This is a genomic window from Serratia aquatilis, from assembly GCF_044865145.1.
GTDB classification, from domain to species: Bacteria; Pseudomonadota; Gammaproteobacteria; order Enterobacterales; family Enterobacteriaceae; genus Chania; species Chania aquatilis.
Map to the genome: position 1 here is coordinate 1,596,010 of NZ_CP173186.1, position 23,200 is coordinate 1,619,209.

The following is a 23,200-nucleotide window of genomic DNA, read 5'->3' on the forward strand; positions in this document are numbered from 1 at the left end:
TGCCGCTGGTTATGCCGTTACTCCTCTTCTCTCGTCGCAATCAGTGCCACCTGTAACCCTTGGCATAGCTTATCCAGACCCTGATAGTGTTCTAAAATCTCTTCCAGGTCTGCTGTTGCTGCCGCCTTCTCGATATAGCCCAACTTACTTTCCAGGGGCAGACAGACAAAGTGTAGGCATTCCCCTTTAAGCCGGTGGGCGCTACGTCGGATGGCTTCCATATCCTGTTTCCCTATGGCTTCACTCAGAGCAGCCTGCAGGGAAGGGAGCTCCTCAAGGAAAATTGCTGCCAATTCATGGAACAGTGTCCTATCGTCACCCAACTGAGCCAGCGCCTGAGCGTAATCGAAAATACTCTCCTCGCTAGGTGCCTGGCTGATGCTCAGTATTCGTTGGATTTCGCTACCCAGATTGTCTAACAGGATAGGCTTACTGATATATCCATCAAATCCCTGCGACAGGCACCTTTCACGATCGCCTTTCATGGCATGGGCCGTCATGGCAATAATTGGCAGATGCTTACCGGGTTGCTGTGACTCAGCGGCGCGCAGATGCTGGACAGCTTCGATACCATCCATTTCGGGCATTTGTAGATCCATTAAAACCACGTCGTAATGGTTTTGCTGTAATTCCAACAGTGCCAGTTTGCCATTTCCCACCACTTCGCAAGTATGACCAAGTTTACGGACGAAGTTGATCGCCAGTTGCTGATTGATGAGGTTGTCCTCTGCTACCAAAATGTGTAAACCATTACTCGGAAGCTGGGCTGGCGTCTCAACGGCTGGCTTGGAAAGAGGAATTTCCCCAGGGTTAAAGGCAGATATAATGGCCTCTAATAATTCAGCGCCATCAATCGGCTTGGTTAAAAAGCTCGAAACACCGACTTTGCGTAGAACCCCGGTATCAATCCGGTTGCCCATGGAACTCAGCATGATCAATTTGCACTGGCGCAAGCTTGGTGTGGACATGATTTCCAGCGCAAGCGCCATACCGTCCATTTCCGGCATTTGTGAGTCCAGCAAAATCAATGGAAAACGCTGGCCAGCATTTAACAACTCAAGCGCCGCTTTACCCGAATTGACCGTATAGGGTTTCAATCCGGTGTTGCGTAACATATCAAACAACAGCCGTAAGTTGGTTTCATTATCGTCCACCACCAGAACGTCCATTCCCCTCAACCAGTCAGGTAGTGTGATCGCCGGACGGGAAACAGAAGTGCCACTATCGGCATTGATCGGCAGAGAAAAATAGAAACGGCTACCGTGCTGAGGCTGGCTGGAAACCTGCAATTTACCACCCATCATTTCAACCAGGCGGGCTGAAATGGTTAATCCCAATCCGGTTCCGCCGTACTTACGGGTCGTCGAGGTGTCAGCTTGGCTGAAAGATTCAAAGATGATTGCCTGCTTGTCTTCGGCAATACCAATCCCCGTGTCGATAATACTGAACGTCAGCCTATCCGGTGCAGAGACTGAAGGCGCGATGCGTAAAACGACCTCACCAGTGTGGGTAAACTTTAACGCGTTACCAATCAGATTGGTAATAACCTGCCGCAGGCGTAGCGCGTCACTGTAAAGCAAGGCGGGGACGTTCGGATCAATATCGACAATCAGCTCAAGTCCTTTCTCGGAGAACTTGGGCATTAAAGGGCGTGTAATCTCATGGATTAGGGTACGCAGAACAAAGTCTTCGAGCTCGAGGATGATTTTACCGGCCTCAATTTTCGAGAAATCGAGAATATCATCGATAATCTTCAATAAAGCTCGCGCCGATGAGTACACCATATTGATGTAATCACGTTGTTCTTTATTAAGGTTGGTTTCCAGGCATAACTGCGTCATCCCCAGAATACCGTTCATTGGTGTGCGGATTTCGTGGCTCATGTTAGCCAGAAACTCACTCTTGGCCTGATTGGCAGCATGGGCCAGTTCAACGGCCTGCTGAGAGGAGGCTTCAGCTTCTTTACGCTCGGTAATGTCCTGTAGGGTTCCAATGGCGCGTTGTACTTCCCCGTTAATGCCCAGGCTGGCAATTTGCCCTTGGATTAAAACCCAGCGTTCGTGCCCGCTTTGGTGCTTAACGCGCACCTCGCAGGCAAAAACTGGTAATACTGCATTATTGGCTTGACGCACGCAGTCCAATACCATGGGTAGATCATCGGGGTGGATCACTTGTTGCCAAAGTGCCGAGGTAAATTCGCCGCTTTCACGGTTAACACCTAACAGCAAAAGTAATGCGTCATTAACCTGCAGCTTATCCTGAGCACATTCCCAATCCCAAATTCCGATGCGTGAAGTTTCCGCAGCAAGAATGAAATTGTTATTCAGGATCTGCCTGGCGCTGGTAATGTCAGCGAAATGGGTAATATCCGTATGCAGACTAATGATGCCGCCAGCTGCTATGCGATGGTGTTGTATGTAAAACGTGCGTTCGGCCAGGTGGCGGATCTCATAGTGCGCTTCCTGGCGGTATTGATGAAATAACGTCTCGGCAAGTTTCGACTTTCTTTGCTCACCTAAAGCGACATGGCTGGTTTCGAGAATGATATCGATCATCTCTTTCAAGGTCAGCCCCTGCCTGATTTTGCCATGTAAGTCAGGATAGTATTCCGTGACCTTGCTATTCCAATAACGCAGCCGCTCATCTGCATCATAGATCAGCAATGCTGCATTGGCTGAATCCAGCGCAGGCAACAACAGATTAACGTTCATGGTCGCCGCCTTTATTGGCGTCATGGTGTAATTCTGCCTGACGCCGCATGAATTCCAATCCTGGGGCCATAAAAATGGCCCATGCGGTGAGCACCTCTTCATCCCACAATGGATCGAGTTCCCGCACGGTTTGTAATACCGCTCTGCGCCAATAGGCAAACACGGAAGCTGGCAGATTCAGGCCTTCCGAACTTTGTTCCCTAGCGACATGTTCCAGATAGTCGGAAACAATGTGGGTTGTTGCCACTGAGAGCATATAGAAAAAGGATTTATAAATAATTTTCTGCTGCTTTTGATGAAGTTCAGCGTTGGGCAGAATTTTCAGTTCCTGCGTGCTTTCAATGAACAATTTGTAGAAATGAGAGAAAAAGGCGTCTCCATGATCTTTGGCTGTGATCCGATCGTAACTGTTATTGAACAACGCTTCATAGTTAGTACTCACATCATTCTCTCTTAGCCTATCGAAGGCATGGCCCTAAGGATTTGGCCAATTTACGTAAAATATTCTGTCGCCTCTCTTTGGAGCCTCAAACGATGAAAAAAACGTTTAGTCAGACCGCTGACAAAGCCCGTTATTAGGCAGAACCCAGCTAGGGGCTTCAAGCCCGTGTGACTCGGGGAATAGGGCTACTTTGTCATCAATCCCGTTTAGTGCATTTCTTTTTAAATACAGAGAGAACACGGTTTTTCTTCAATCAGTCTAGTTAACAACAAGGGAAGCGCAAGGCAAGGACATATCCTGTGAGCGTTATTAGCACAACACATCACCGCTAAAAGATACCTCGTTTCAGGCTGCGAATTCTGTGATCTGTGTAAATCTGATCTCGATCACAGAGAGTCATGATGCTAGGCAGTGTCCCTTAATTGCACGCAAGCGCCGCTGGCGGTCATTTGCGCACAGGGCAAGGCGTGAGCCGCGAGGTTTGGTGGGCCAAATAAGCGGCGAACAACGCAGCAATGCGCGCAAATGGCCCCAGCCCTGTGGGTCTGCGACGGCACCACGGGCAATTAAGGGACACAGCCTAGTGCATGTAGCCTTCTGGTCACGTGAACTATCTGAATTCCGCTTTTTCATTCAATAACGGGGAAAATAGGCGGTATTTCAATAATTCTATGACTTTGTTCTTCTGCATCAATCAGCGCGAACAGAGCTTTTAACATGCTTGAGACGTCCTGCCTGACCATGACAATATCATGGCCTAGGAGCACGACGAATGGGTCCCAGTCAAAACAGCCGATAGCGGGTTGACGCTCACCGATATGGCCTGACGACGCCATCCAACGCATGACACCTTCAAGAGAAATGGTAGAGTTGACAAATAAACCGGTTCGAAAGTCACCGCCTTTTGCAATAAAATCTTTGAGTGATACTTCTGCTTTTTCGGGGGAATAGCCACAAGTCAGAATATTTGTCTCAATAATTTCAATACCAAGTTGTTGATGCGCATCTTTGAAACCTCTAAGTCTTTCCATTGTATTATGATCGCTAATGCGGCCACCAATAAAAATAAGTGGTTTCGTGCACCCAAGTTTCTTCTTGCAATTATTGAAAATACGCAGAGTAATTTCTTTGGCCCCAGAGTAGTTATCTGTAATAACCGAAGGGGCTAATGTGCCAGGCAAGTCCAGATTAAAGGTTGGTACCCCCTTTACGGAACAGATTTTGCTAATCTCATCGGGGTAAGTTGCCCCTGTCGATATTACCTGGCTCACTTGGTAAGAGAGCATGGCACGTGCCGCTTGGATTTCCAGTTCGGGATCACGGTTGGTGCAGGTAATGATGGGGAAAAGGCCTCGCTCACGGGCCATCGATTCGAATAATTCCGCGATAGAGCCAAAATAGCGGTTGTCATATTTGGGTATTACCATGCCAATCATTGTTGACTTGCTGCGGCGCAGAAGACTGGCCTGTTGGTTGAGCGTATACCCTTGTTCGTCTGCTATACGTAAAATTTTCTCAGCCAGTTGCGTCCCGATCCGCCTTTTCTTCCAACTGCCATTGAGCACGGCACTTACAGCGCTCGAAGATGCCCCAGCCAGCTCCGCCAGGTCATAAATGGTCATTTTCTTCGCTTTGAAGTCAGTCACAAATTTCACTCCAATTTTTTCTATATCTTGACATCAAAAATTTAAAGTAGCAATTTTGCTCAATCGATTGAGCAAAAAGTAAAGAAATGATATGGGAGGTGATAAAAAGATAAGTAGGAATAAAAAATGATACCTGCGAAAAACAGGGGTAAATCCTTAGCGTATTTATAAATACGGCTGAAGCAGCAAGGTGTTATTAACAAATATCCACCTAAACCAGCGAAGTAACTATTATTCGTGACGATAGTCTTATTGCTATTAATTAAGGAAGACAAATGAACGATATTAACCAGTCAAAATTACCACTCAAAGGCAAAGTAGCCGCTGTAACCGGGGCTGCATCTGGGATCGGCCTTGCATGTGCTCATATGTTTCTGCAGGCCGGAGCCAAAGTTGTCCTTATTGATATGGATAAGGAAAAACTTGAGTTGATCGCAAGCGAAATGGGTGAAAATGCCTATGCCCTCGGCATCGATCTGCTTAATCCGAAGCAGGTCTCGGGCATGCTGGAAGGTATCTTGGCAGCGGCAGGGCGTCTCGATATTTTTCACGTCAATGCGGGGGCATATGTTGGTGGCCCGGTGGCGGAAGGGGATCCCGATGTGTGGGATCGTGTACTTAACCTCAATATTAATGCCGCATTTCGCTGCGTCCAGTCAGTTTTGCCACACCTTATTGCCCAGAAATCGGGTGATATTCTTTTCACCAGTTCAGTTGCAGGCGTAGTCCCTGTTATCTGGGAACCTATTTACACCGCATCGAAGTTCGCTGTTCAGGCATTTGTGCATACCACGCGTCGTCAGGTTGCCCAGTATGGTGTCCGTGTAGGAGCAGTATTGCCTGGGCCAGTGGTGACCGCGTTACTGGATGACTGGCCAAAGGCCAAAATGGAGGAGGCGTTGGCAAATGGCAGCCTGATGCAACCTACAGAGGTGGCTGAGGCAGTACTGTTTATGGTGACACGCTCAAAGAACGTGACTATCCGTGATTTGGTGATCTTGCCGAACAGCGTGGATCTCTGAATATTCCATATTTGCCGAACCATACCTTAAAGAGAAACATTATGAACAGTGAGAAGAGTGGCGATAATAATTCTGGAGAGCGTGTAGTCATTGGCGTTGATGTGGGTTCAGGTAGTGCGCGGGCCGGGGTTTTTGACCTTTCCGGAACCATGTTGTCGTACGCCAGCCAGGAGATTACCCTGTTTCGCGGGCCTGAAAACTTTGTCGAACAGTCAAGCCGAGACATATGGGACGCGGTGTGCAGCAGCATTAAAAGTGCCGTTGCATCATCGGGAGTCTTACCCTCAAGCGTTGCCGGTATCGGTTTTGATGCTACCTGTTCTCTGGTAGTGCTCGATGCCGGGGGGGAACCGCTCTCTGTCAGCTTATCCGAGGATCCCGATCGCAACATTATTGTATGGATGGATCACCGGGCTACAGAACAGGCAGAACGGATTAATGCGACCGGGCATGCGGTGCTCAAGTATGTGGGTGGAAAAATTTCGCCGGAAATGGAAACACCCAAGATCGCCTGGTTGAAGGAAAATAAGCGGGAAATTTATGATCGGGCCTGGCAGTTTTTCGATCTTGCCGACTTCCTGACCTGGCGCGCGACAGGCGATCTTGCGCGCTCGGTCTGTACGGTGACCTGCAAGTGGACCTATCTGGCACATGAGAAACGTTGGGATCCCGATTATTTTCACACCATCGGCCTTGGGGATCTCGCTGATGAAAATTTCCGGCGCATTGGTGAACGCATCGTGGAGCCGGGAACGCCGTGTGGTAATGGCCTGACGGCAGATGCGGCCAGACAAATGGGGTTACCGATTGGGACACCTGTAGCTGCTGGCATGATTGATGCGCATGCTGGTGGTATTGGCACCGTGGGTGTCGGCGGTGGTGCCACCAATAATCTGGCATACGTTTTTGGCACATCCTCGTGCACGATGACGACAACGAAAAATCCGACATTTGTGCCGGGAGTATGGGGCCCTTATTATTCTGCAATGGTGCCAGGGCTTTGGCTGAATGAAGGTGGGCAAAGTGCCGCCGGAGCGGCAATCAAGCAGTTAATCTCCTTCCATCCGGCGGCGGCAGAGGCAATGGAACGGGCAAAGGCTATGGGCGTATCGCTACCGACTTTCCTGGCCAATATGGCGCAAGCCAAAGTGGCTACGGCATCAGAGGCGGCAAAACTGGCTGACGGGATGCATGTGGTTCCCGAGTTCCTGGGTAATCGAGCTCCCTTTGCCGATCCACATTCCCGAGCCATTATTGTTGGGCTTGGCATGGAAAGTGATCTTGATAACCTGATAGCACTTTATGTGGCAGGCATTTGCGGTATTGGTTATGGCTTGAGACAGATTATCGACGCTCAATCACTGCTGGGGATCGTCATCGACAATATTGTTATCAGCGGTGGGGGAGGACGACACCCGTTGGTTCGGCAGCTTATTGCAGATACCTGTGGTTACACCGTGCTGGGGACCAAGGCGAATGAACCTGTTTTGCTGGGCTCCGCTATTCTTGGGGCCGTTGCAGCCAAGCTTGCGCCATCAGTCCTGGATGCTATGGAACATTTCTCTGTATTGGATACTGAATACTGCCCAGACGCCAATTTCCGTCAACTTCATTCGCATCGCTATGAGGCTTATAAACTGCTGCAAAATAGTGCCAGGCTGATTAGAGAAGAAATGCAGTAAAGCTTAAATTATTTAAAATAGTATAACCATAGTCCAGTACGTCATCTAGATAGAGTGAGCATCTCAATCTATTTTGTGATGCTTTCTACCGTACCCTACAGACGAGACATATATGGAAAATATAAATAAACAATGGTTAGGCTTACCCCTGAGTCTTATTTGGGGATATGTCGCCATCGCTATATTCATGACCGGTGATGGTTTTGAAATGGCCTTCCTCTCACACTATATTAAAGAACTGGGATTTTCGCCTGCTCAATCGTCGCTGGTTTTTACAGTGTATGGTTTTGCCGCCGCACTTGCCGCATGGGTATCTGGCGTACTGGCAGAAATTATTACGCCACAAAAAACCATGCTGATTGGTTTCTTAATGTGGTGTATATTCCATGTGCTTTTCCTCACATTTGGTCTAGGCCAGAAAAATTACTCGCTGATCCTGCTTTTTTACGGTATCCGAGGGCTAGCATATCCACTGTTTCTATATTCTTTCATTGTTATTATTGTTCATAACGTTAAAGACAGTAGTGTGAGTTCTGCGCTCGGTTGGTTCTGGGCAGTCTACTCGGTGGGTATTGGTGTTGCCGGTAGTTATATCCCGAGCCTGACTATTCCTCACCTGGGGGGACTAGGTACGCTCTGGCTTGCGCTGTTGTTTTGTGGTGTAGGCGGCGTGATTGCGATGGTATCAATGCGCAAGGTCAGCGTACCCAAACATCTTGGCACTACCAAAGAAAAGTTTACTGAACTCAGCCGTGCAGTAACGTTGTTCTATACCAACAGAAAAATTTTGTACGCGAGTATAGTGCGCATAATTAATACGCTCTCCTTGTTTGGCTTTCCGGTCATAATGCCGCTGATGTTTATTGATGAGCTTGGTTTTACTATGGCTGAGTGGCTAAAAGTCTGGACCGTATTCTTTGCTACGACTATATTCTTCAACATTTTTTGGGGAATTGTCAGTGAAAAAATGGGTTGGATGAGAGTCGTACGCTGGTTTGGTTGCATCGGTATGGCGGTGTCCAGTTTTGCTTTCTATTATATCCCGCAACATTTTGGTAATAATTTCTACATAGCACTGATTCCGGCAGTATCATTAGGGATATTTGTCGCAGCTTTTGTTCCTATGACTGCGGTATTCCCTGCTTTAGAACCCAAGCATAAAGGGGCAGCAATCTCTGCTTATAACCTATCAGCCGGGTTATCGAATTTTCTGGCGCCAGCGATTGCAGTCATTTTACTTCCTAGCTTCAATATCATTGGCGTGGTAATAGCTTATACTTCTCTGTACATCATTGCATTTTTTGTCAGTTATTTAATCGAGGTTGAACAACCTGGTTTTGAAAATAACAAGCGTATCGCAGCAAAATGTGTGATGAGTCAGATTTGATAAAGTTGAGCTGTATAAAATCCGCATTACTCGATTTGCACTAGGCAGTATTACTCGGCCCTTCGGGGCCAGTGTAAGCAGCGTTCAAATCTATGTCACTTCCAACTGCCTGAAGCTTGGGGGGATGCGGTATGAAGCACCGTTATTTACAACAAACCCGGCACAGATGTGCCGGGTCCTTTACAGCGGCCAAATACCGACCGCTGTACCTCATCAGAAGTTGTATCTTAATCCCAGCTGTCCATTAACGTCACGGAAGTCATCTTTACCACCCTGAACCCCAACGCTACCAGAGGCACTCCAACCTTTGCTCAGTTCAACCTGAACGCCAGCTTTTGCCTCATAGACATTATCGGCCAGTTTATGGTGGACTTGGGTTCCATTCATCTCAACCGTCGCATCATTGCCACCTGACCACCAGTTCAACTGCAGGAATGGTTGGACTTGATGTGCTTTGGTATCCAGAGAGTTGCTGAACAAGCGAACACCGAGACGAGTGGTGGTCTGATTTTTCCGCTGTTCCGCAATCTTGGTACCATTTGCCTCGGTGTGCGCATCACCACTATAGCGAGTGAAAATCACTTGCCCCTGTGGTTCCAGATACACGCCACGACTGGCTCCTTCATACAGCGGCAGTGCATAACCCAATTCCAGCGATCCGCTCCAGGTATTGGATTTATACTCTTCGCGGGCTAGCCCGCTGCCGTTGACTTCGTTGTCGTAGCGGCCATATTGCAGCCAACTGTCCAAATAAAGCCCTGCAGGTGAAGAAGCGTTCTGGTACCAGGTACTGTAAATACCAAAACTGGTTCCCGTAACCTTGCCTTTGGCATTACGTTCGGTCAGATCGGAATAGGCGAGAGTATCGGCGCTGCCGTAACCCATCATTATCCCAGTGTGCAAACGGCTTTCACCAATAGCATGCTGTAATTCCCCGCCGATTTGCATGACTTCAAGGTTGGTATCGACCGATAACTGCTCGCCAACAACGCCAGCATCCAGGTTGTTACGTGTGGCACGTATCCATACCGCGGCGTCACCGTCTTTACCTATTGCACCAAACCCAGGCGTACCCATGCGGTCGGAACGACTCTGATCGAACATATGTACGGCGGCGTTCTGGTTATTCAGATAGGCGGCAGCATCAACACGTAACAGAGATGGAGCACCTCCTGTCAGTGGCGTTAACGGATCTGGTGTCCCAGGTACTGGCGTCTCTGGCTGAGGTGTTTCAGGCTTAGGCGTTTCAGGCTTAGGCGTTTCGGGCTTAGGCGTTTCAGGCTTAGGCGTTTCGGGCTTAGGCGTTTCAGGCTTAGGCGTTTCGGGCTTAGGCGTTTCAGGCTTAGGCGTTTCGGGCTTAGGCGTTTCGGGCTTAGGCGTTTCAGGCTTAGGCGTTTCGGGCTTAGGCGTTTCAGGCTTAGGCGTTTCAGGCTTAGGCGTTTCAGGCTTAGGCGTTTCAGGCTTAGGCGTTTCAGGCTTAGGCGTTTCGGGCTTAGGCGTTTCGGGCTTAGGCGTTTCAGGCTTAGGTGTCTCAGGTTGAGGCGTTTCAGGAACTTTAACTGCTTCAGAACGCAGGTACCAGTTACCATCGGCAGGATCCTGTTTCCCCCCTTTATGCAGCAGATATTCGTACGCACCCGCGACAACAGGTTTTTGCAGGTTAAAGACACCATTAGACTCTTCAGCTACGCTGATGACCTCAATGCCTTCAACGGTACTGGCCCCCTGGCCCCCGACGTTATTGACCTGCAGCCAAGATTGGCCACTGCTGCTGCCGTTTATCACCAGGCGGTCGGTGACAGAATCATCGCCCCCGAGTACCGTATTCAACCTCAGCGTGCCACCTTCGCCTTTATAGCTGCCGTCGCCACCACTGAAGAAAGTGGCGTTAGCCAGAGTCAGTGTCATTCCCGCTTTGCCGTTGCTGCCCAGATTGACGACGCCCGCGTTACTCAAGCCGCTGAAATAAGCACTGAACCCGTTCAGATCAAGAGTTGCGGCCTTGGAAACGTTAAAAACGGCGGGGCTAAAATAGTTGGCACCGAAACCATTCTCGACACCTGCTTGCAGCGTTCCTGCAACAACATTCACGGTTCCGCCGAATATATTATCTTTTGACATCAGGCGCGTAATACCGGCTCCTAGATGATTGATAGTACCTAAGCCACTCAGTTTGGTGGAGAAATCCAAATTATCCGTATAGTTTAAATTCAGAATGCCGCGGCTATGCAGAAAAACGCTGGAAGCTTCCAGGATACCAGCCTTGCCACCGGTACCAATATTGAGCACCGCCTTTTTCAGCGAGCTTCCGCTATCACCGACCCGTACTTCCCCGGTGTCTTTTACCTTCACCAGTCCACCATCGGCGATGGTCAAGGTGGCGTCACCGTAAGTGCCAGCAATATTGATAAATCCGGCTGATAATAGTGTTCCTTCATCCTTGACCAGAATGTTACCACTGGCAGGCGAGGTGCCGGAATAGAACATACGTTCACCGATTGTCACACCGCTGAATTTATCTGCGCCGGTACTTGTCACCTGTGCGCCATCGGCGATCGTCATGCTGCCGACGCCATCTACACCAACATCAAGTGTAGTAACCTTCAACGAAGAATTTGCACCGGTAACGAGTACGTTGCCCTGACTTTTAACCCGCGAAGCGACAGTTAAACCTCCTGCCTCCAAGCTGGCACCATCGGTGATCTGCAGGTTGCCTTCACCGTTATTGCCAACCGTCAGGATCGAGGTGGACTTCCAGGTCGAGCCATTACCAGAAACCAGCAGCGTTCCTTTTCCGCCAGCACTGTCACCCAGGTAACTTCTATAATAGCCGCCATTGAACACCGCGCCATCGGTGATACTGACCTTTCCTTCCCCTTTTTCACCGGCCCGCATAACAAGACTGCCAGGAGAGGATACCTCTGTGCCAACACCAGAAATATTAAACTCACCATAAGAGCCTGCGAGTGTTCCCAAGTGGAGTTCAACAGCACCGACTTTGGCTCCGTTGGTCACATTCATTACGCCCTTACCGCCGTAGCCCACATAGATGTTTGAAGAGCCTAACTGATTGTAATAAAGCTGGCTTCCCGCGCCATCGACGTTAACTGTTCCCTGCCCTGTAGCATCGTAACCAAGTATCACTTTGTCGAAGGTATCCAGTACAAATTTACCGCCGTCAGAAATGTTGAACTCCCCGATCCCTTGCTTGCCAATAATCACCTGATGGCCCAAGAGCTGAGAGCCCGTACCGTTTATATTCAGAGTACCTTTGGAACCTTCCTTCACACCTAGTTCAATGAATGAAACTTCCAACGTGCCAGCATTAAGTACGGAAACCTTACCTTCGCCAGCGACACCGACTTTCAGATTTTGGCCATAGAGAGGGTCGTAGTTGTAGAGTTTCCAGCGGGATTTATCACCTGAGATTATGGCCTCGCCGAATGAGCCTGCTTGCCTCGCCAGATAGCCAACACCGACTGTAGTTGCCTTGGCCCCCTCACTGATGGTTAATTTACCCGAACTGTTGTCACCAATAACCAGATCTACTCTGCTTCCGGTTTTCCAGCCGTCCGGTTTGGTGCCAGGCACGGTTTCTTCCACACCGTTGTCAATTACGACTTCAGCTGCACTGGCGCCTCCTAGTGAGCCGACCATACCTGCCGCAGCCAGGAACAGACTGGGTGCAATACCAACTTTGCGGTTTTGAGGTGACTTGCCACCACTGCGGGAAAGCTCAGAGACGGGGACCAGAACACCAGTGCTGCGGTGGCGGACCAGACGATAAACTTTATTCATGCTAAATAACTCCTCCGATGAGTTTAAAAAGCAACAGTAGTTACTAAATACTAGGCTGTGTCCCTTAACTGTCCGTGGTGCCGTCGCAGACCCAAAAACCCATTATCAAGGCGGAGGGCGCAGGGCAGAGTGGCCCTCTGTTCAAGCCCGACAACACAGAGAATGGGCTTTTGGGCCGCGACCCTTCGGGCTGGGGCTATTTGTACGCATTGCTGCGTTGTTCGCCGTTTATTTGGCCCACCAAACCTCACGGCTCACGCCTTACTCTGCGTACAAATGACCGCCAGCGGCGCTCGCGTACAGTTAAGAGACACAGCCTGCTTTATAAGCGATGTTTTAAAGACATAAAAAAACAGTGCCCAATAAGGACACCGTGATTAAAAGATTTATAACTTGAATACTCTATGCATCTTTCATCATACAGAAGGTTTTAATAATAATAAATAGGTAACATGCATTACGTACTCACTTTTTAGTAGACCTGTATCACGAAAGTGAAATTGCTAAAATTAATAGGATAATTGCCATCTTGATTTTTATTTTTAGTTAGGATTCCTTGAGGATTAATTAAGAATAATCCTTGTCTTTAATTGCTAGGATTTATCCGGGATATTTATCTTGTTAAGAAAGTATTTGTTTGAATTATATTTTTCAGTGATATTTAAAATTAGAAGAACGTGTTTGTTGACCCGGTTTTAGTATGGAATGCCTAGGCTGTGTCCCTTAATTGCCCGTGGTGCCGTCGCAGACCCAAAAGCCCGTTATCAAGGCGGAGGGTGAAGAGCAGAGTGGCCCTCTGTTCAAGCCCGACTTTACTTCGAACGGGCTTTTGGGGCGCGACCCTTCGGGCTGGGGCCATTCACACGAAGAGCAAGGCGTGAACCTTGAGGTTTGAGGTACTCAATAATTGCCGGTTTAAATCATCGCAATTCAGGCCAGTATGCCTTGTTGGCTTCGATCAGTGCGTCGAGAACCAGACGCGCTTTTTTGGCATCCACGATGGTACGGTTCAACGTCAGCGCCTGTAATGCTTTAGCGTAAGAGCATTCAAACCAAGCCTCAACCGTCAAGCGCTCATAGGCAAACTGCTGTTCAATGAGCCCCTTATAAAACGTCGGGATTTTACCTATGCCGAATGCCCTTGGTCCGTTGCTGCCAATTTCGGCAGTGAGCTCAACCATCACGTCATCGTCCAGATTTTCTACCAGACCATTATTGGGCACCATGACAATAAACTTTTTCTTCAGATTGAAGGCAATAGCTTCTGCCAGTTCAACGATCATGTCACCATGCGCATCGTTATGCACTACATGAACATTTTGCGTTGTCCCTTCAATGGCTGCGGAACGGCATTCGTCAAATACACGCTTTTCGCGCCCGTTAATGACCTCATTTGCCCTGGTATAATGTGGATCCAGCTTTGAAAGCTTGTATTCCGGGTAGAGATAATACTGCAGGTAGGTGTTCGGTAAATAATCAGGGAAATCGCGCAGCATATCGGCAACGGCGGCATAGGTTTCCAGCCAGGATTGATCGCGCTGCTCCGCATCCACCGGTTTAAAACCATTTTCGGCGATATAGGCTTTCAATTCTGGTGCCAGATCGTGCCCGGTTTCATCATAAAGATGGGTAAACCAACCGAAGTGGTTAAGGCCAAAGTAGACGGGATCGAAAGTGGCAGGATCACGATTTAACAAACGGCCATAAGAGCGCAGTAAATTCACCGGCTGATCGCAAATGTTCAGGATGCGTTTATCATGCGGGAATTTTTTGTTCAGGGCATCGGCTACAATTGCCGCCGGGTTGGTGTAATTGAGGATCCATGCCTGAGGTGAGCGCGCCCTGACATCTTCCACTAGTTCAATCATGTCACGTATGGAACGCATACCATAAGCAAACCCGCCAGCACCGCAGGTTTCCTGGCCGATAACGCCAAACTCCAATGGGATCTTTTCATCTTTTTCGCGCATGGCGTACCCGCCGGTACGCATCTGGCAGAAGATAAAGTCCATATCACGGAAGGCGATATCTTTATCATTGGTATAAGTAAATTCCAGTTCAGGGTATTCCTCACTAAACAGGACTTTGGCATATTCCCCGATAATTGCCTGACGCTCGCTATTAATATCAAACATCACCAATTTTTTAAGCGGCAGGCGAGTTTTGAGTTTACATAATGCTTTTAATAAACCCGGTGTCCATGTAGAACCACCACCCACTAATACAATATTAAAAGATGTTTTCATCATAATTTTCTCTTATCACGCCTGTTAAACCAGTAAGCTTTTCTTGACTGCTCCGGCAATACTCTCTACCTGAGTGCCATAAATTACCTGTAAGTCATTTTCTGTCGCACGGATGATGCCGCTAGCTCCGCTCTTTCTCAGGAGAGTTTCATCAATCTTCTTGATATCTTTTATCTTTACGCGCAGCCGGGTAAAGCAGCAATCAACCTGCCGGATATTCTCTTTACCTCCAAGACCGGCAATAATTTGGCTAGGCAGTTCGTCATCCTGAGTAATGCCCGTCGCAGAAAGGGTAGGGGCCTCGGTTTTATCCTCACGTCCAGGCGTTTTGACATTCTGGCGTAAAATAATCCATCGGAAGGCAAAGTAATAAACCGGTGCCCAAATAGCGCCCATTATCAAGCTCACCCACCAATGAGTTTTCTCACCGCCCAATACACCGAAGACGATAAAGTCGATAAACCCTCCTTGTATGTTGCCAATCATCACCTGGAATATCTGCGCGACGGCAAATGAAAGCCCCGTCATGATGGCGTGGAATAAAAACAGTACCGGCGAGACAAAGATAAAACTGAATTCCAGCGGTTCCGTAATCCCGGTGGTGAAAGAGGCGAGGGCACCGGCCATCATCAAGGCTTTCACACGCTGTTTATGCTCAGGCCTGGCACAATGCCAGATGGCCAATGCTGCGGCAGGCAGACCGAACATCATTACAGGGATTTTCCCTTGCGCCAGGAAGCGTGTCGCTTCACGCACAATGCTATCAGCGAGTTCACCGGGATGAGCCAAAGCGTAGTTGAAAATGGATAAAGCCCCGATCACGCTTTCATTATTGATATGAACCACGCCGCCGACCGGTGTAAAACGCACCGTTTCATTAAGAATATGGTGCAGCCCGGTGGGGATAAGCACGCGCTCAGTAAACGCGTAGATGAAAGTGCCCCAAGGGCCTGATTCCCCGATATATTTACCAAGATGAATAATGCCATTGGCGATAACCGGCCAGATTAACGACATCAGCACCCCGATGATAGGTAAAACAATCACAGTAATAATAGGAACAAAGCGGCGGCCACCAAAATAGGCGATGGGCGCCGGGAGCTTAATCGTATAAAAGCGATTATGTAGCATGACCGTCATCAAGCCAGCAATGACCCCGCCAAGCACGCTCATTTGATAAGTGAAAATCCCCAGCGTATGGGTAAATTCTGCGGAATACATTACCGCTTCGGTTTGGCTGTAACCTTTTGATACCAAAGCAGCTGCCGAGATAGTGTCTGGTGTTAGTCCCTGGGACATTAAGCTGAAATTCACCCCAACATGAAAGGTGATAAAGCCAATCACTGCCGCCAGTGCGGCGGTTGGCTTTTCATCACGGGCAAGGCCTATAGCGGCTGCAATAGCAAACAGAAGCGGGAGGTTAGCAAATAGGGAACCTGCAACTTTTCGTATAAAACCAATACATCTCTGCATGGTTTCGGCATGCATGATGCTGTCACCGACAATGGCCGGATTCTGTAACGCAGCGGCAAGGCCCAGGAAGATGCCCGCTGCGGCAATAACAGAAATTGGCATCATCAATGCCTTGCCCAAATCTTGTAGAAACTCACCGGCACGACTCATTTGGTTCTCCCTCCTGCAAGGGGGTTGAGGCTTGTTTTGATTGTGCGCCAGTATACCCGCATTAAATGTATAGTTGTCTAGCCCACTACTTGTAAAGTAAGAGGATGGTCACAAAACCTCCAAAATTACTGCTTCAGCGTGTGAGCGGTCAGAGTAAAGCGATAATGCTGCTGGTTATAGTAAATATGAGAAAATTCAAACACTTTACCACCGCTAAGTGTTGCTAACGAGGTGGCGTGTAATACCGGTTCATCGCGTTTCAGCCCCAACATATCCCGTACTTCATGCGAAGGGAGCTCCGCGCGTAGCTCTTTTTCCGAACTCTCTACACTAAAACCCTTGCGGCTGATATAGGCATACTTTGAGGTATTAAGATCGTCTTCATGCAGATCTGTGAAAAGCTCGGTAATCATCCACGATTGCTCGAATACAAAGGGCACATCACCCAACAGGCGCAGACGCTTCATAAACCACACGTCACTTCCGGGGGCAATACAGAGTTTATCTGCTATTTCGACGGTGGCTTGTTGCCGGAAGAGGCAGATTAGACGGTTGTTTACTGGCACATCCAACCCGCATGTCACTTCGCTCGAGGAAAGATGACGGTCAAGGGGTAATGAGACCAGGATATTTTTTTTCAACGGTACTACGAAGGTTCCCTGCCCACGTCTGCGTTCTACTTTCCCTTGACGAACAAGGTAATCCACAGCTTTACGGGCAGTCATCCGGGAAACGGTGAATTTTTGACAAAGATCGTGCTCTGAAGGCACGGCATCACCAGGGCGCAGATTTCCTGACGAGATTAGCTCACTAATGTATTGTTCAAGCTGCAAATAAACCGGAACCGTAGAATATCTATCAATCATCAGCAACGCTCCTCTTTTCAGACAGCATGGTAGCTAGCCAGCGGCCCAGTGACAAGGTAATAACGCGCAGTAATCCATTCTGGCGCTAGGCTGTCTCCCCGGTCATCTCGTCACTAGGCTGTGTCCCTTAATTGCACGCGAGCGCCGCTGGCGGTCATTTGCGCGCAGGGCAAGGCGTGAGCCGCGAGGTTTGGTGGACCAAATAAGCGGCGAACAACGCAGCAATGCATGCAAATGGCCCCAGCCCGAAGGGTCGCGCCCCAAAAGCCCGTTCGAAGTAAAGTCGGGCTTGAACAGAGGGCCACTCTGCTCTTCACCCTCCGCCTTGATAACGGGTTTTTGGGTCTGCGACGGCACCACGGGCAATTAAGGGACACAGCCTAAAGTTGCGGAGGCACCCAAGCCCGCCCGAGATCACGTTGAGCTCGATGACGGGCTTTGGGGACGGCAGGTTAACTATCTGGATGCAGGGTTTCAGGACGTTGGCGTGGCCAAAAATATTTCACCCGAAACTCATTTACGTTGGAGACCAATAATGAGTAATCAAGATATACACCATTAATATCAATGGCCTGCGTTGTTAACTGCAGGGCAGGCTCTCGGGGGTTGATTTTGAGTAAACTGGCTACCTCTTTATCCGGTATTACCGGCATAAAGGTCTCGTAGCATCCGGCAATAGTCATCCCGCAACTTAATTCTATGTATTCAAATTTTGATTTCACCATATTCTGTAAAGAGAGATCGGGAAATAGGGCTACGGACATCCAGGTATCTTCTAATTGTACCGGTTTCCCATCAATAAATCGCAAACGCCGAACATAGTAAACCTGATCGCCCGTTTTTATTCTCAATTGAGAGGCAATATCCGCATTGGATTCGATTACCATAAACTTTAGCACTTTACTGGTGCAATTTTTTCCCGCCTGTTGTGCATTTTCTGAGAAGCTTTTTAATGTACTAACATTCGGACGGATATTTTTATTTTTAATATAGGTGCCAGAACCGTGTCGCTTCTCAAGTAGCCCTTCATCAACCAGAACGGTTATTGCCTTACGCAAGGTATTACGCGAAATGTTCAACATTAACGCTAGTTTTTGCTCAGATGGAAAAATATCACCGACTCTATATTCTTGCGAATTAACACGATCCCTAAGGCATTTAACAACTTCAGCATAAATCACTTATGCACCTCTTGATGTTTTTGTGTGCTTTGTTCTTTTGTATTATATAACATATGGTTAGTTACTTTCATTAAAATACTGTTGGCAAGGAGGTTCATTTTTGGTGGGCTAAATGAACACACTTCAATGTAAAATAAAGTGATCTACATAACATTTTTTGAAAAAACATATGTGTAATTTATCCTCCACTCTGGCGTTACCAAAATGGCTAATCAAAAGGTATGAAATAATGGAGCATAAAAAGCTTAAGTCTTTTCCTGATAATTTCTTATGGGGGTCTGCATCTGCCGCTTATCAGGTAGAAGGTGCTTGGGATCTGGATGGTAAGGGAATTTCAGTTTGGGATAAATTTGTTCGTATTCCAGGTAAAACTTTTGAGAATACAACAGGTGATACTGCCGTCGATCATTACCATCGCTATAAAGAAGATGTTGCTCTAATGGCAGAGCAGGGTCTGGCAGCCTATCGTTTCTCTATTGCCTGGAGCCGTATTTTTCCAGAAGGTAATGGGGCTATTAACCAGGCAGGTCTGCAATTTTATGACAATCTGATCGATGAGCTTATCAAATATAACATTGAGCCAGTGGTCACGCTTTATCATTGGGATATTCCCCAGGCTTTGCAAGATGCCTATGGTGGTTGGGAATCAAGAAGAGTGGTTGATGACTTTGCCCATTATGCAGTGACGGTTTTTAAGCATTTTGGCAACCGCGTGAAGTATTGGGTAACCTTGAATGAACAAAATGTTTTCATCGGGCATGGCTATAAGACCGCGCTACATCCACCAGGAGTTGCTGATGATAAACGAATGTATCAGGCTAATCACCACGCCAATCTGGCTAACGCCGCGGCCATTGCGGCTTTTAGAACACTCGGCATGAACGGGAAGATCGGCCCGAGTTTTGCGTATGGTCCTAATTACTCTGTTAATGCCGATCCAAAAAATGTTCTAGCCGCCGAAAATGCTGAAGAGTTTGGTGCTCATTTCTGGTTGGATGTTTATACGTATGGTGAATACCCGGCATTAGTATGGAATTGGCTAGAGGCGCAAGGCCTGGCTCCTGAGACGCATCCGCAAGATACTGAATTGCTTAAACAGGGTAAGCCGGATTTTATCGGGGTAAACTATTATCGCACCATGACTAATGCGTTTAATCCGGCAGACGGTGTTGGCATACAAGCAATGAATACCAATGGTCAAAAGGACAGCGCCAAGTACTCTGGCGAGCCAGGTGTTTATAAGCATGTGCGCAATGAATTTTTGGAGAAAACCAATTGGGACTGGGATATTGATCCAACGGGTTTGCGTATTGGTCTGCGCCGTATTGCCAGCCGTTACCGTTTACCAGTTATGATCACTGAAAATGGTTTGGGTGAATACGACACGTTGACGGATACTGGAGAAGTTAACGACGACTATCGTATTACCTATTTGCATCAACATGCGCTGGCAGTACAACAAGCGATTACTGACGGTGTGGATGTTATTGGCTATTGTACCTGGAGTTTTACCGACCTTCTGAGTTGGTTGAACGGCTATCAAAAACGCTACGGCTTTGTTTATATCGATCGTGATGAGCAAAATGAAAAGTCGCTGACGCGCTATAAGAAGAAAAGTTTTTACTGGTATAAAGATCTCATTGCCAGTAAGGGCGCGACTTTATCAGGGAAATAGTTCAGAATATTATTCTCTCCATTCTTTAGTTAATTATATCTATTAGAGAGTAGCTATGAAAAAAATATTGCTCGTGTGTGCGGCTGGAATGTCAACCAGCATGCTCGTTAAAAGAATGCAAGACCACGCTACGTCAATTGGTTTAGAAGTAGATATTGAGGCACTGTCAATTTCAGATGCCAAAGATAAAGTTGATACGGTAGATATTGTTATGCTTGGGCCTCAGGTGCGCTATCAGAAGCCAGAGGTTGAAGAGATTGTTAACGGTAGGATCCCTGTACTGATTATAGATATGAAAGATTATGGTGCAATGAATGGCAAGGCGGTATTGGATACAGCACTAAGCGCCATTCAGTAATATACTCACGATACTTCTGGTTGCCTGTATATTGGCTTTGTTACTCGGCCCTTCCGGGCCGCTGCAAGCAACGTTCAAATCTGTTCCAGACAGATTGTCGTTCACCCAACTATTTGTTGCTGGGGACTAAAAGGCTCACCTTGCGGGCCAGTGCTTGCTGCCGTTATGCAACTTGAAGTATGAAGGGGATAGTAATTATGCGCAGATAATTGCATTTGCGCCTCTATTCTATTGACAATAAGGTATGATAATGAGTTTTATGGCATCCTTCGAAAAAGGAATGGAGAAAATTCTCGTTCCTATCGCGATAAGATTAAATTCACAAAAGCATGTTGCAGCCATTCGCGATGCATTCATTCTGTCGTTCCCATTGGTTATGGCAAGCTCGTTTATTATCCTGATCAACTTTGCCATTCTTTCCCCGGATGGCTTTATCGCCAAAATGCTTTTCTTAGGTAAAATCTTCCCTAATATTGCCAGTGCACAAGCAATATTTTCACCGGTAATGCAAGGCTCGGTGAATATAATGTCAATACTGATTGTATTCTTAGTGGCGAGGAATATTGCTATTAGCTATAAGCAGGATGACCTGCTGTGTGGCCTGACCGCAATTGGGGCTTTCTTTATCGTATATACCCCTTATGAAGTCATTAATGGTCAGGCTTATATCACCATGCGGTTTATGGGGGCGCAAGGGCTATTCGTCGCTATTATTGTAGCGCTGATCACTGGTGAGATATTCAGTCGCCTTGCGCGATCGCCCCGTGCAACTATCACGATGCCCGCACAGGTACCGCCTGCGGTCGCTCGCTCCTTTAAAGTGCTAATCCCCGTTTTTTCGGTGATGATATTTTTCTCTGTCCTGAGCTATCTGATTTCCATGATATCGCCTCTGGGCGTGAATGATTTGGTCTACTCCCTCATTCAATCACCGCTCAAACATGTTGGTACCAATATCTTCGCCGTGGTGATCCTGGGGGTTGTCAGTAACTTTCTATGGATACTTGGCATTCACGGGCCAAATACTATTGCGGCAATTCGTGAAGCCATCTTCTCCGAAGCTAATCTGGAAAACCTGTCTTACGCCGCTGCACATGGTACTACCTGGGGCGCACCTTACCCAACGACCTGGGGAAGTATTTACGATACCTTCGCCAACTATGGTGGCTCAGGGATGACATTGGGCTTAATACTGGCCATTTTCATCGCCTCGCGCCGTGCTGATTATCGCGATATTGCCAAGCTATCGATTGTTCCTGGTCTATTTAACATCAACGAACCTATCATCTTCGGGTTACCGATTGTTCTTAATCCGGTATTGATTATTCCGTTTATTATGGTTCCAGCGATTAACTCATTAATTGGCTATTTCTTTGTCTCGATGAATATTATTCCACCGGTAGCTTATGCGCTTCCCTGGACGACACCAGGGCCACTGATCCCTTTCCTGGGTACCGGAGGTAATTGGCTCGCACTTGGTGTCGGTATCCTATGTCTGATAGTCTCAACGCTGATTTATCTACCTTTTGTGATAGTTTCTAACAAAGTTCAGATGAAGAATGCCGAGAACGCATGACCGCGTTGATTATCAAGAGAGATCATAATGAAAATAGCCGCGTTTGATATCGGGGGAACCTCACTAAAGATGGGTATTGTCTCATCTGAAGGTGAAATTCTGCTGCAGGACAAAGCCGCGATACAAGGAAATGATGGTGAGCAGATACTCCAGGCAATGTTGGGTTGGCTGGATCTTCAGCAGGGCTACCAAGGCATTGCCATCAGCGCCCCAGGGCACGTTAACCCGTTAACAGGGCTGATTTCCATGGGCGGGGCTATTCGCAGATTTGATAACTTCAACTTAAAGATATGGCTGGAACAGCAGCGTGGCTTACCCGTCAGTATCGAAAACGATGCAAACTGTGTATTGCTGGCAGAAAAGTGGCTAGGCAAAGCGCGTCAGCTTAATGATTTTCTCTGCTTGACCATCGGAACGGGTATTGGTGGGGGGATCTTCGCTAATGGTAACTTGGTCCGAGGTGGAAACTTCCGGGCAGGTGAGTTTGGCTATATGTTTAATACCCAGCCCGGCACCGACCGCCCCGGTAGCTACACCATGAACGAAATCGCTACCCTACAGATATTGCGTAGACGCTATGCGGCCAGGGTCAATCGTCCCGTTGAAACGGTAACCGGTGAGGAGATATTCAGCGGTTATGACCATGGTGATGTGATTTGCCGACGTCTGGTTGACACTTTTTATCATGACATTTGCGCCGGTATATATAACCTGGTTCATCTGTTTGACCCAACACACATCTTTATCGGTGGTGGAATTACTGAGAGGGAAGCCTTTTTAAACGAGCTGAATGCGCATCTTAGTTGGTTTGATATCAAAGATGTAGTTATTGATATTACAACTCATAAGAATAGTTCAGGGTTATTAGGGGCGGTTTATCATTTTAAGCAAACCATAGCCTGCTAGAGGGTGATTTAACATTAAAATCTAGCGCCATGTAACTCTAAATAACTAGGCTGTGTCCCTTAATTGCACGTGAGCGCCGCT

15 protein-coding genes are annotated in these 23,200 nt (G+C 47.7%); 7 read left to right on the top strand and 8 right to left on the bottom strand.

The window, feature by feature from the left end; translation table 11 throughout:
• Nucleotides 1–17: 17 nt before the first annotated feature.
• The 3 genes from SAQUA_RS07220 to SAQUA_RS07230 form a co-directional block, all read right to left on the bottom strand.
• Nucleotides 18–2,711: a response regulator gene (locus tag SAQUA_RS07220; protein ID WP_380672094.1), complete on the bottom strand. Its 2,694-nt coding sequence runs from the start codon at nucleotides 2,709–2,711 to the stop codon at nucleotides 18–20.
• Nucleotides 2,701–3,153, bottom strand: coding sequence for a Globin (locus SAQUA_RS07225; protein WP_380672096.1), 453 nt, complete (start codon nucleotides 3,151–3,153; stop codon nucleotides 2,701–2,703). Before SAQUA_RS07225 ends, SAQUA_RS07220 begins: the two co-directional genes overlap by 11 nt.
• Before the next feature lie 629 nt (nucleotides 3,154–3,782).
• Entirely contained in the window at nucleotides 3,783–4,775 is a 993-nt protein-coding gene (locus SAQUA_RS07230; protein WP_380673607.1) for a substrate-binding domain-containing protein, read from the bottom strand.
• Nucleotides 4,776–5,074: 299 nt separating this feature from the next.
• On the opposite strand from SAQUA_RS07230, the gene SAQUA_RS07235 reads away from it, so the two are divergent.
• From SAQUA_RS07235 to SAQUA_RS07245, 3 genes are all read left to right on the top strand, one after another.
• On the top strand, nucleotides 5,075–5,821 hold the full coding sequence (locus SAQUA_RS07235) for an SDR family oxidoreductase (RefSeq protein ID WP_380672098.1): 747 nt from the start codon (nucleotides 5,075–5,077) through the stop codon (nucleotides 5,819–5,821).
• Between the two features lie 41 nt (nucleotides 5,822–5,862).
• Nucleotides 5,863–7,503, top strand: a complete 1,641-nt coding sequence (locus tag SAQUA_RS07240) for an FGGY-family carbohydrate kinase (protein WP_380672100.1) — start codon at nucleotides 5,863–5,865, stop codon at nucleotides 7,501–7,503.
• A 112-nt stretch (nucleotides 7,504–7,615) separates the two neighbouring features.
• Complete coding sequence (locus SAQUA_RS07245; protein WP_380672102.1) at nucleotides 7,616–8,890, top strand: MFS transporter; 1,275 nt, start codon at nucleotides 7,616–7,618, stop codon at nucleotides 8,888–8,890.
• Nucleotides 8,891–9,103: 213 nt separating this feature from the next.
• Here the strand turns inward: SAQUA_RS07245 and SAQUA_RS07250 are convergent, their stop codons facing one another.
• From SAQUA_RS07250 to SAQUA_RS07270, 5 genes are all read right to left on the bottom strand, one after another.
• Nucleotides 9,104–12,688 (bottom strand): autotransporter outer membrane beta-barrel domain-containing protein, encoded by a 3,585-nt coding sequence (locus tag SAQUA_RS07250; protein WP_380672104.1) that lies wholly within the window; start codon nucleotides 12,686–12,688, stop codon nucleotides 9,104–9,106.
• Nucleotides 12,689–13,608: 920 nt separating this feature from the next.
• Nucleotides 13,609–14,937: a 6-phospho-alpha-glucosidase gene (locus tag SAQUA_RS07255; RefSeq protein ID WP_380672107.1), complete on the bottom strand. Its 1,329-nt coding sequence runs from the start codon at nucleotides 14,935–14,937 to the stop codon at nucleotides 13,609–13,611.
• Nucleotides 14,938–14,958: 21 nt separating this feature from the next.
• On the bottom strand, nucleotides 14,959–16,557 hold the full coding sequence (locus SAQUA_RS07260; RefSeq protein ID WP_380672109.1) for a PTS transporter subunit EIIC: 1,599 nt from the start codon (nucleotides 16,555–16,557) through the stop codon (nucleotides 14,959–14,961).
• Nucleotides 16,558–16,682: 125 nt separating this feature from the next.
• Complete coding sequence (locus SAQUA_RS07265; RefSeq protein WP_380672111.1) at nucleotides 16,683–17,423, bottom strand: GntR family transcriptional regulator; 741 nt, start codon at nucleotides 17,421–17,423, stop codon at nucleotides 16,683–16,685.
• Nucleotides 17,424–17,875: 452 nt separating this feature from the next.
• Nucleotides 17,876–18,604 carry a GntR family transcriptional regulator gene (locus SAQUA_RS07270; protein WP_380672114.1) on the bottom strand — a complete coding sequence of 243 codons (729 nt, stop codon included), beginning with the start codon at nucleotides 18,602–18,604 and terminating at the stop codon, nucleotides 17,876–17,878.
• A 229-nt stretch (nucleotides 18,605–18,833) separates the two neighbouring features.
• Between SAQUA_RS07270 and SAQUA_RS07275 the strand changes: the two genes are divergently transcribed.
• From SAQUA_RS07275 to SAQUA_RS07290, 4 genes are all read left to right on the top strand, one after another.
• Nucleotides 18,834–20,279 carry a glycoside hydrolase family 1 protein gene (locus SAQUA_RS07275; protein ID WP_380672116.1) on the top strand — a complete coding sequence of 482 codons (1,446 nt, stop codon included), beginning with the start codon at nucleotides 18,834–18,836 and terminating at the stop codon, nucleotides 20,277–20,279.
• A 55-nt stretch (nucleotides 20,280–20,334) separates the two neighbouring features.
• Nucleotides 20,335–20,637: a PTS sugar transporter subunit IIB gene (locus SAQUA_RS07280; protein WP_380672118.1), complete on the top strand. Its 303-nt coding sequence runs from the start codon at nucleotides 20,335–20,337 to the stop codon at nucleotides 20,635–20,637.
• A gap of 250 nt (nucleotides 20,638–20,887) precedes the next feature.
• Nucleotides 20,888–22,213 carry a PTS sugar transporter subunit IIC gene (locus tag SAQUA_RS07285; RefSeq protein ID WP_380672120.1) on the top strand — a complete coding sequence of 442 codons (1,326 nt, stop codon included), beginning with the start codon at nucleotides 20,888–20,890 and terminating at the stop codon, nucleotides 22,211–22,213.
• A 27-nt stretch (nucleotides 22,214–22,240) separates the two neighbouring features.
• Nucleotides 22,241–23,119, top strand: coding sequence for an ROK family protein (locus SAQUA_RS07290; protein WP_380672122.1), 879 nt, complete (start codon nucleotides 22,241–22,243; stop codon nucleotides 23,117–23,119).
• The last annotated feature ends 81 nt before the right edge of the window (nucleotides 23,120–23,200 follow it).